This window comes from Nonomuraea sp. NPDC049625, assembly GCF_040675285.1.
In the GTDB taxonomy this organism is placed as follows: Bacteria; Actinomycetota; Actinomycetes; order Streptosporangiales; family Streptosporangiaceae; genus Nonomuraea; species Nonomuraea angiospora_A.
Genome location: NZ_JBFAOQ010000005.1, coordinates 249,753 through 258,849 on the forward strand (window position 1 = coordinate 249,753; position 9,097 = coordinate 258,849).

The 9,097-nt window shown below is 71.0% G+C and carries 13 protein-coding genes; 7 read left to right on the top strand and 6 right to left on the bottom strand.

Annotated features, from left to right (window positions below; translation table 11 throughout):
• Positions 1–49: 49 nt before the first annotated feature.
• Both AB0J87_RS23690 and AB0J87_RS23695 read left to right on the top strand, forming a co-directional pair.
• A complete protein-coding gene (locus tag AB0J87_RS23690) occupies positions 50–379 on the top strand; it encodes a hypothetical protein (RefSeq protein ID WP_363968320.1) in 330 nt (109 codons plus the stop codon).
• Positions 380–387: 8 nt separating this feature from the next.
• Positions 388–702: a hypothetical protein gene (locus tag AB0J87_RS23695; protein WP_363968322.1), complete on the top strand. Its 315-nt coding sequence runs from the start codon at positions 388–390 to the stop codon at positions 700–702.
• A 16-nt stretch (positions 703–718) separates the two neighbouring features.
• Here the strand turns inward: AB0J87_RS23695 and AB0J87_RS23700 are convergent, their stop codons facing one another.
• On the bottom strand, positions 719–1,690 hold the full coding sequence (locus tag AB0J87_RS23700) for a hypothetical protein (RefSeq protein ID WP_363968324.1): 972 nt from the start codon (positions 1,688–1,690) through the stop codon (positions 719–721).
• 2 nt (positions 1,691–1,692) lie between these two features.
• Positions 1,693–1,896, bottom strand: a complete 204-nt coding sequence (locus AB0J87_RS23705) for a hypothetical protein (protein WP_363968326.1) — start codon at positions 1,894–1,896, stop codon at positions 1,693–1,695.
• Positions 1,897–2,041: 145 nt separating this feature from the next.
• Between AB0J87_RS23705 and AB0J87_RS23710 the strand changes: the two genes are divergently transcribed.
• The 3 genes from AB0J87_RS23710 (at position 2,042) to AB0J87_RS23720 (ending at position 4,835) form a co-directional block, all read left to right on the top strand.
• Positions 2,042–2,473 carry a hypothetical protein gene (locus AB0J87_RS23710; RefSeq protein ID WP_350741438.1) on the top strand — a complete coding sequence of 144 codons (432 nt, stop codon included), beginning with the start codon at positions 2,042–2,044 and terminating at the stop codon, positions 2,471–2,473.
• Between the two features lie 76 nt (positions 2,474–2,549).
• The gene (locus AB0J87_RS23715; protein WP_363968328.1) at positions 2,550–4,064 is read left to right on the top strand and encodes a helicase HerA-like domain-containing protein; all 1,515 of its coding nucleotides are present in this window, start codon (positions 2,550–2,552) and stop codon (positions 4,062–4,064) included.
• 150 nt (positions 4,065–4,214) lie between these two features.
• Positions 4,215–4,835, top strand: a complete 621-nt coding sequence (locus tag AB0J87_RS23720) for a DUF6069 family protein (RefSeq protein WP_363968330.1) — start codon at positions 4,215–4,217, stop codon at positions 4,833–4,835.
• A gap of 57 nt (positions 4,836–4,892) precedes the next feature.
• Here the strand turns inward: AB0J87_RS23720 and AB0J87_RS23725 are convergent, their stop codons facing one another.
• Entirely contained in the window at positions 4,893–5,960 is a 1,068-nt protein-coding gene (locus AB0J87_RS23725; RefSeq protein WP_363968331.1) for an alkene reductase, read from the bottom strand.
• 162 nt (positions 5,961–6,122) lie between these two features.
• Between AB0J87_RS23725 and AB0J87_RS23730 the strand changes: the two genes are divergently transcribed.
• Positions 6,123–6,656, top strand: coding sequence for a MarR family winged helix-turn-helix transcriptional regulator (locus tag AB0J87_RS23730; protein ID WP_350741446.1), 534 nt, complete (start codon positions 6,123–6,125; stop codon positions 6,654–6,656).
• Here the strand turns inward: AB0J87_RS23730 and AB0J87_RS23735 are convergent.
• Both AB0J87_RS23735 and AB0J87_RS23740 read right to left on the bottom strand, forming a co-directional pair.
• Positions 6,622–7,092, bottom strand: a complete 471-nt coding sequence (locus AB0J87_RS23735; RefSeq protein ID WP_363968333.1) for a nitroreductase/quinone reductase family protein — start codon at positions 7,090–7,092, stop codon at positions 6,622–6,624. The genes AB0J87_RS23730 and AB0J87_RS23735 overlap by 35 nt on opposite strands.
• Complete coding sequence (locus AB0J87_RS23740) at positions 7,089–7,517, bottom strand: PPOX class F420-dependent oxidoreductase (RefSeq protein WP_363968335.1); 429 nt, start codon at positions 7,515–7,517, stop codon at positions 7,089–7,091. The genes AB0J87_RS23735 and AB0J87_RS23740 overlap by 4 nt, the downstream gene beginning before the upstream one ends.
• A gap of 69 nt (positions 7,518–7,586) precedes the next feature.
• On the opposite strand from AB0J87_RS23740, the gene AB0J87_RS23745 reads away from it, so the two are divergent.
• Positions 7,587–8,084, top strand: a complete 498-nt coding sequence (locus AB0J87_RS23745) for a MarR family transcriptional regulator (protein ID WP_363968337.1) — start codon at positions 7,587–7,589, stop codon at positions 8,082–8,084.
• A gap of 21 nt (positions 8,085–8,105) precedes the next feature.
• Here AB0J87_RS23745 and AB0J87_RS23750 read toward each other — a convergent pair whose 3' ends face one another.
• Positions 8,106–9,056 carry a helix-turn-helix domain-containing protein gene (locus tag AB0J87_RS23750; protein ID WP_363968339.1) on the bottom strand — a complete coding sequence of 317 codons (951 nt, stop codon included), beginning with the start codon at positions 9,054–9,056 and terminating at the stop codon, positions 8,106–8,108.
• Positions 9,057–9,097 lie beyond the last annotated feature (41 nt).

The following is a 9,097-nucleotide window of genomic DNA, read 5'->3' on the forward strand; positions in this document are numbered from 1 at the left end:
CGGGGGGATGATTCCGAACCGTCTGAGATCGCGGCAACCGGGGGTAAGCGTGCCAGTTACTGGACAACAAGGGAGCTGGCTGTGGGCTCGGGACTTTGACGGGATATTCACCCATACGGTCACTGTTCAGGTCGCCAACCGCGACACTTTCGCGGAAATCGCGTTGTTCGACGACCGGGCGATGGACAAGGAACTCCATGTGGCGAAGTGCGCGATCACTCAGATCGTCAGTGCCGGCGGCGTCGAAAACTGGGACATCGGGCTGACCGGCGTCTTCAATCCAAACGCGTTCCGGAGGAATGTCACGAGCATCACGTTCGGGGCGCTGGCCACCAACTCGCGGGCCGCCGCGCGGTGGATGCTGACCTTCTGGTCTTAGGGGGAGTGATGGAGTTCCATGTCGATGCGCGGGAGGGCGAGGAGCCGCACCACCAGTGGTGTCTGGTGTACGAGGTCGGGTCGTCCCGGGTCGTCCACCTGCACCAGCACATCGCCATCAGCCCGGACGCGGCCCTGGCGAAGGAGCAGTTGGCCGAGGCGGCCCTGGCGCAGGTGCCGTCCGGTGTCCCCCGGGAGCGCCTTGCCGTCGCGCACCCGGATCCCGGCGTGGAACTGGGCCCGGACATGACCTACGTGATCGATCCGGAATCGGGCCGGGTGACCGCCAGGCCGGACGCGAAGACGTTCTACGAGACGCGCTGAGCCGGGTCCCGCGTGCTCATGCCGGTGCCGCGGCCGTGGCGGCGCGGAGCTTGCGCGGGTGCAGCAGCTTGGCCCGCGACACCAGGATGCCGCCGGCGGACCCGGCGTCCTGGAGGGCGGCCGTGAGCCAGTCGACGCTCACCGGCTGGCCGTCGCCCTGCTTGATCAGCAGATCGCCGGCGGCCCGGGTGGAGCTCAACGCCCTCAGCCAGGGATGGACCCACGTGGGGACCGGGAAGGTGACGACATCGCCTCGATCGTCGCGCATGGTGACGAGCACCAGCGGGCAGTCCGAGCCGTGACCCACGGCGTGCAGGTCCTCGCTGGTCAGGCTGGCCAGCGTGGTCACGCTGGCGCCGGTGGCCTCGATCAGGGCGACGGCCACCGCCTCCGCCACGCGGCCGTCCGCGGCCAGCCGGGAGGCGCCGTGGCGCAGCAGCCGCCGCTCCTCTCGTGTGATCGTGGGCGACCGGAGCTCGTCGGCAGGCATGGAACCGCCGTCGCCCTGCCGGATCGCGCCGATCGACCAGGCGAACCAGTAGAACGAGGACAGGGCGCGGTGCTTCCTGGCCACGGTCGCGCCGGAGAGGGCCCGGCCGGGGTTGCGTACACCGACGGTGAGTGCGCCGATCCGGGCCTGCTCGCAGTAGGCGTCCAGGTGATCACCGGTGGCGGCGAGCAGCCCCAGGCCCGGCTCCACGGCCTGCAGCCAGCGCAGGAACCCGGCCAGGGTCTGCAGGCACGCCTGCCGCGTAGCCGTGCTCGGCCGATCCAGCAGCCAGGCGGCCACCGTCCGCCGGGTGTGACAGTCCAAGGCGTCGAGGAGCTCGACGTCGGCGCGGGGCCGCAGTCCGGCGATCTGCCCGACGCCGGGCACGGCCTCCGCGCGCGGAGGCGGTGTCCCGGGCCCGCGACGGCGCGCGGCTCGGGCCGCGGCCGGGTCCGCGTCGGCCGGCGCGTCTGCTCCTCCGGCGGGTGCGTACGACATGCTCACCACGCGCGCGCCGGTGAGGCTTCGGCGCGGCGGGGTCGTCCCGCGCCGGTGGCGCACGGCAGAGCCGCATGGCCGCGCGTCGGCGACGCGGCCGTCGCGATCGCTGCCGCGGCCGTCGCGCAGACATGACCGCCGCAGCCGGCACTCAGACCAATCATCATCGTGTTGATCTTCTCATGGATGGAGACGCGCTGTCGCATGCGATCGATCCCACGGGCCGCCCTTCCTGAAGGCATCTAAAGCGGTCTGCATGCGGACGTCAGGGTGCTGAAAGAGCGTTGCAGGCGCTCTGCCCATCAATGGTGACGCAAGCCTTCGTCAGCCTTCGTCACCCAGGAGAACCCGATGAAGCGCACCATCGGAACGCTGCTCGCCGCCACCGCCACCGCCGGGGCCCTCGCCGTCGGCGTCCCCGCCCTCAGCGCCGCCGCGGACGCCTCGACCGCGTCCTCCGCCGGCGCGCTCGACGGCCTCAGGCAGGCCCGGCCCTTCCTGTTCACCTACACCTTCAACGGTCACCTCAAGGTCGCCGGCGGCAATTTCACCGTCGACCGCCGCGTCTACCTGGCCGTCAAGTACAACACCGGCCGGGTGGCGTTCTCCAGGTGGGAGATCGCCCGGCCGCATGCCGTCACTCCCGGCGGGGCCGTCTACGTGGAGACGACGATCGCCGCTCCCTGCGCCGGGAGCAAGAACGGGTACGCGCAGGCGTACGACGAGGCCACCCGGACCTGGTCCCCTCGCCTGCAGGTGACGATCTGCCAGCGGATCGACTGACACTTGTCGCTCTTTTCCGTGACATATCCATCACAATGGGTAACAACATTGCGGGGATGCCACACGGGGAGAGCCGATGAAGGGATACGACGTCGAGGGACCGGCGCTGGAACTCGGGGCCCTGGTGCGCGAGGACGGCACCGCCGACCCCTCGGAACAGATCCGCATCTCTCTCGGCATGCTGAACCGGCACGGACTGGTCGCCGGCGCCACCGGAACGGGGAAGACCAAGACCCTCCAGCTCATGGCGGAGCAGCTCGCGGCCCAGGGAGTCCCGGTCTTCCTGGCCGACATCAAGGGGGACCTGTCGGGGCTCGCCTCGCCGGGCACGACATCCGAGCGCGTCACCCGGCGGGCCGCCGAGGTGGGGCAGACGTGGCAGCCCATGGCCTGTCCGGCGGAGTTCTTCTCCCTGGGCGGCCTGGGGACCGGAATCCCGATCCGCGCCACCATGACCGCGTTCGGGCCGACCCTGCTCGCCAAGGTCCTCGGGCTCAACGAGACGCAGGAGTCGTCGCTCGGCCTGATCTTCTATTTCGCCGACAAGCACGGGCTGCCCCTGCTCGACCTCAAGGACCTGATCGCGGTCATCCGGTATCTGACCGGCACCCCGGAGGCGCTGAGCGGGATCGGCGGGCTGTCGGCGGCCACCGCGGGCGTCATCCTCCGGTCGTTGACCAACTTCGAGGCGCAGGGGGCGGAGGCGTTCTTCGGCGAGCCGGAGTTCGACGTGCGCGACCTGCTCCGGGTGACCGGCGACGGCAAAGGGATGGTCTCCGTTCTCGAGCTGCCCGCCGTGCAGGACCGGCCGCAGCTGTTCTCCACCTTCCTGATGTGGCTGCTCGCCGACCTCTTCCACGTGCTCCCCGAGGTGGGCGACGTCGACAAGCCGAAGCTCGTGTTCTTCTTCGACGAGGCGCACCTGCTGTTCGACGACGCGTCCAAGGCGTTCCTGCAGTCGATCACCCAGACCGTGCGGCTGATCCGGTCGAAGGGCGTCGGCGTCTTCTTCGTCACCCAGACGCCGAACGACGTGCCGTCCGACGTGCTCGCGCAGCTCGGCGCGCGCGTGCAGCACGCCCTGCGCGCCTTCACCCCCCAGGACGCCAAGGGGCTCAAGGCCACCGTCTCGACCTTCCCCGCGTCCTCCTACGACCTGGAGCGGCTGCTCACCGAGCTCGGCATCGGCGAGGCCGTGGTCACGGTCCTGTCGGAGACGGGCGCGCCGACCCCCGTGGCCTGGACGCGCCTGCGCGCGCCGCAGACGCTCATGGCCCCGTCGAGCCCGGACGTGGTCCAGGGCATCATCGCCGCCTCGCCGCTGCAGCAGAAGTACGGTACGGCGGTCGACCGCCAGTCCGCCTACGAGATCCTGTCCGCGAAGCTGGCCGAACAGCAGCAAGCCGGGGAACCCGCCGCCGAGGCCCCACGCGAGCCGGCGCGGCCCAGGGAGCCGGCGCCGAAGCGGTCCACGCTGGAGAGCGTGCTGGAGTCGAAGGAGTTCCGCTCCATGGCGCGGTCGGCGGCCTCCGCCCTCGGCCGGGAGATCACCAGATCCATCTTCGGCACCGCCCGCCGCGGACGGCGCTGACCTGGAGCACATCCGGCGAGGCCGGCGGCGAATAGGGCCCGGGGGTGACTCACAGTGATCGGCTTGGAGCGGAAAGCGGCTTTGCCCTCTTGACGGCGCGTGTAAGGTGCTCGAAGTCCCTGATCAGCATCCGCGACAAGGGTGATTCGCATGTCATACCCCTCCCACGATGGCTACGATCGCCGCCCGGCTCCGGCCCGGCCGAGGGTGAATCCCGCGCGAGTGTGGGGAGGCGGCGTGGCGGCCGCCGTGGTGGCCGCACTGATCGTGGTGGTCGGAGTCATGATCAGCAAGAGGCTGCTCGGCATCCGCGTCCTCACCCCCGACGGGGCGCCCGTCTACGGCAGCTCGGCGACCACGGGATACGCGATCTCGGCCGCCGCCCTGGCGCTCATCGCCACGCTGCTGCTCTACATCCTCATGCTGTCGACCCCGGAGCCGAACAGGTTCTTCGGCTGGATCGCCGGGCTCGGCACCGTCATCATCACGCTCCTTCCGTTCATGAGCTCCGCGGATCTCATCCCGCAGATCGCCACGGCCGTCATCAACCTGATCATCGGCGTCGCGATCGTCTCGCTGCTGGCGTCGATCGGGCGTACGGCCATCGAGGAGGTGCCGGATCAGGGCTCGTACCCGTACGAGCAGCCCCGCGGATACGACCAGCCCCGGGGGTACGAGCAGCAGCGCGGATACGAGCAGCCCCGGCACGAGCGGTCGCGCGAGTACGAGCAGCGCGGATACGAGCGCCGGGACCACAACCCGTACGACTGACCGCCCGGTCCGACCACCGGTTTCGGTTGCCGCAGAAGGCCTCGACCCGCGGGCGGGTCAGGTGAGGGCCGGGTAGTCGGTGTAGCCGCGGTGGTCGCCGCCGAAGAAGGCGGCCGGGTCGGGGGTGTTGTACGGACCGCCGACCGCGAGGCGGGCGGGCAGGTCGGGGTTGGCCAGGAACATCGAGCCGAAGGCGATCATGTCGGCGGTGCCGTCCTCCACCAGGTCCAGCGCGTCGGGTCCGGTGGGGGCCGGATGCGTGAACGGGTTGAGGATGAGCGCGCCGGGCCAGTCCTTGCGCAGGCGGCGGGTCAGGTCGCGGTCCGCGCCTTCCACCAGGTGCAGGTAGGCCAGGTCGAGCGGGACCAGCCGGGCCATGAGAGCGCCGTACGTCTCCTCCACATCGTCCTCGGCGATGTCGTTGTACGGGTTGCCGGGCGAGAGGCGAAGACCGACCCGCTGCCCGCCGATCGCCCCGGCCACGGCGGTGGCCACCTCGGCGGCGAAGCGGATGCGGCCCTCGGCCGAGCCGCCCCAGGCGTCGGTGCGGCGGTTGCTGTTGGGGGCGAGGAACTGCTGGATCAGGTAGCCGTTGGCGCCGTGGAGCTCCACCCCGTCGAACCCGGCGGCGATCGCGTTGCGGGCCGCGGCGGCGAAGTCGTCGACGGTCCTGCCGATCTCGGCCTCGGTCAGCTCCCTGGGAGTGACGAAGTCCTTGGGGCCCTCGTGGGTGTAGATCTGCCCCTTGGCCGGCACGGCGGAGGGGGCGACCGGGTGCAGGCCGTCGGGCAGGAGGCTGGGGTGGCCGATCCGGCCGGTGTGCATGATCTGCGCGAAGATCACACCGCCCGCGCCGTGGACGGCGTCGGTGACCTTCCGCCAGGCCGCGACCTGTTCGGCGGAGTGCAGTCCGGGGGTGTCGGGGTAGCCCTGGCCGACCACCGACGGCTGGGTGCCCTCGGTGACGATCAGGCCGGCGCCGGCCCGCTGCGCGTAGTAGGTGGCCATCAGCTCGGTCGCGCCGGCGCCGGGGCCGTAGGCGCGGCTGCGGGTCATGGGGGCCATGACGATGCGGTTGGCCAGGCGCTTGCCGCCCAGTTCGTAAGAGTCGAATGCCGTTGGCATGATCACATTCCTTGTTGAGAGGTACTACATAGCGTTACCTGTTCGAGCAAGTAAGTTCGCGGATCCATTCCGGATGGCCGCGTGATCCATGTCACGCATGGCGAGAAGCCGTTCCGATAGGATGAATGCTTGTTCGAGCAGCCACATTCACGGGAGAGGCCGATGGGCTCAGCGAAGAAAGGCGCCGAGATCGCGGCGACGGCCGGCACCCCGCTGCCGCCCTCCGTCCAGGCGGGCCCGCTCAACCACGCGATCATCCGCGTCGCGCGCCTGCACCGCATGCTCGCCGCCCAGCTCCTGCGCCGCGTCGGCCTCCACCCCAGCCAGGAGCTGGTCATGATGCAGCTGTGGGACCGCGGCCCCCAGCGTCAGACCGACCTGGTGCGCATGCTCGGCTCCGACGCCGCCACCATGACCCGCACCATCCAGCGCCTCGAGCACGCCGGCTTCGTCCGCCGCCGCCCCTGCGCCACCGACAGACGCGCCACCATCATCGAGCCCACCCCCGCCAGCCAGGCCCTGCGCCGCGAGGTCGAGAACATCTGGGCCGAGCTCGAAAGCAGCGTCGCCGGCGGCCTGACCCCCGATCAGCAGGCCGACGCGCTCGACGTGCTCGAACAGATCGAGGCCGGCCTCGCCCGCGCCACCACGCAGAGCACCCTCACTCCTGGCCGGATCGGGGTACCAGGCGAATGATCGGCAGTTCCCGGTCGGTCTTCACCTGATACTGGGCGAAACGGGGCGCGGCGGCGACGATCTGCTGCCAGGCCCGTTCGCGTTCCGCGCCGTGGAGCTGCTCGGCGACCACCGGCACCGTGCGGCCGTCGACCTCGATCCGCACCTGGTCGGGGTGGGCGGCGAGGTTGTAGTACCACGCCGGGTTCCCCACCGCCCCGGCCGCCGAGGCCACGATCAGCCGGCTGCCGTCCTTCCAGGGGAACCAGCCGACCGGTGTCGTACGCTCCAGCCCGCTCTTGCGGCCGACGGTCGTCAGGATCAGGGCGTTGAAGCCCATGAACGTCCCGCCGCCCTTGCGCCGGAGCCGTCTGGCCATCAGCGCGTTCAGCCATCGGAACGCCCGGCCGGCCGGCCGGCGGGCGCCCCGGGTCCCCGCGGGGGTGTCGAAGCTCATGCGATCTCTCCATCATCGGTCGGGTGGACGGTGCGGCGGACCTCGACCTCGCGGTCGTGGCCGAACGGCAGCCCCTCCAGGTTGAAGCTCCACGACACCGCGGGGGTGATCCGCATGTAGGACGCGAGCCCGAACTGGCCCTGGCGTTCGACGAGTTCGGCGTCGCCGTAGATGCGCAGGTAGCGCGGCGTCCACGGATCGGTCGAGGGCAGGTCGTCGATGACGAGGGCGACCTTGGTGTTCCCGTCCCGCACGTTGCGGAACTTCCTGGTCCTGTCCGGATCGATGCCGCCGACGTACACGTGCGTCCCGTCGAAGTCGAACCCCACCGGCACCACGTCCGGGTGGCCGTCGTCCGAGACGGTGGCGATGCGGGCCAGTCGCTGGGACCGCAGGTAGCCGATCTCTTCTTCGCTGAAAGACATGCTGAACCCGTTCGTTAACGGAGCGTACTGTATGCGGCATTAACTATATGCCCCATGTACCGTAGTGCCGTGAACAAGACGGCGCAAGCAGGGCAGGAAGACGCGACGGAGGCCCGCCATATCGGCGACCCGCGGACGGACGTCGCCACCGCGCTGCACCAGCTCTCCACCCTGGTGCAGGGCATCTACCTCCGCGTCTCCGAACGCCACGACCTGACCCCGGTCCAGGCCAGGCTCCTGTGCGTCCTGCTCGACGGTCCCCGGGGCATGGCCGAGCTCGCGCAGGTCTTCGGCGTGGAGAAGGCCGCGCTCACCGGCCTCATGAACCGGGCCGAGCGGCGTGGTCTCGCCCAGCGATCAGCCGTGCCGGGCGACCGGCGCGCGCTGCAGGTGACGCTGACCGACGCCGGTCATGATGCGGCGATGGCGTTCCATGCCGAGGTCAGCGTGGAGCTCGACCGTCTCGTCTCACCGCTCGCGCCCGACGTCCGCGAGCGCTTCGGCGACACGATGGCCGAGATCATCGAGAAGTGCCGGGGGTCGGGCGGCTGCGCCGGACACCGCTGACCTCCGCGGGCCCCCGAAGGCTCAGAAGGCGTTCGTCCGGAAGGAGGAGCGGTAGGACTGCGGCGTGACGCCGACGACGCGCTTGAACCGCTCCCGGAACGCGGTGGCCGACCCGAACCCGGCCTGCGCGGCGATGCGTTCCACGCCGTGGTCGGTGTTCTCCAGCAGGAACTGCGCCCGTCGTACGCGTGCGCGCAGCAGCCACTGCAGCGGCGTGGTGCCGGTCTGCTCGCGGAAGCGGCGGCTGAAGGTCCGCTCGCTCATCCCGCCGCGCAGGGCCATCTCCGCCAAGGTCACCTCCTGGGCGAGGTTGTCCTCGATCCACGACAGCACCGGCTCCAGCAGTGACCCCTGGGGCACCGGCGGCTGGGCGTGGACGATGAACTGCGCCTGCCCGCCCTCCCGTTCCAGGGGCATCACCGACAGCCGGGCCGAGTCCGCGGCGACCGCCGAGCCGAAGTCGCGCCGGACGATGTGCAGGCACAGGTCCAGGCCGGCGGCGGCCCCGGCCGAGGTGAGGATCTGGCCGTTGTCGACGTACAGGACGTCCGGCCGCACGTCCACCCGCGGGAACTGGTGGGCCAGCCGGTGCGCCGCCGCCCAGTGCGTGGTCGCGCTCAGCCCGTCCAGCAGCCCGGCCGCGGCAAGGGTGAACGCCCCCGCGCAGATGGAGGCGATCCGGGTGCCGGCGGCGGCCGCCGCGCGCAGGGCGTCGAGCACCTCCGGCGCGGGCGGCGCGGCCCGCTCGGAGCAGCCCGGCACGACGATCGTGTCCGCCTCCCGCAGCGCCCGCAGGCCGTGCGGGGCGATGAGCGTGAAGGCGCCGCTGGCCACCTGCGGCGTCGCGGCGCAGACCAGGATCCGGTACGGGCTGCGCCCGTCCGCCAGCCGGGCCCGCCCGAACACCTCGATGGGCGTCGCCAGGTCGGCCGCCACCACATGGTCCAGAGCCAGGACCGCCACCGTGTGCATGAGGACACGGTAGGCGCTCACGGGTTCGGGCCGGATGGCGG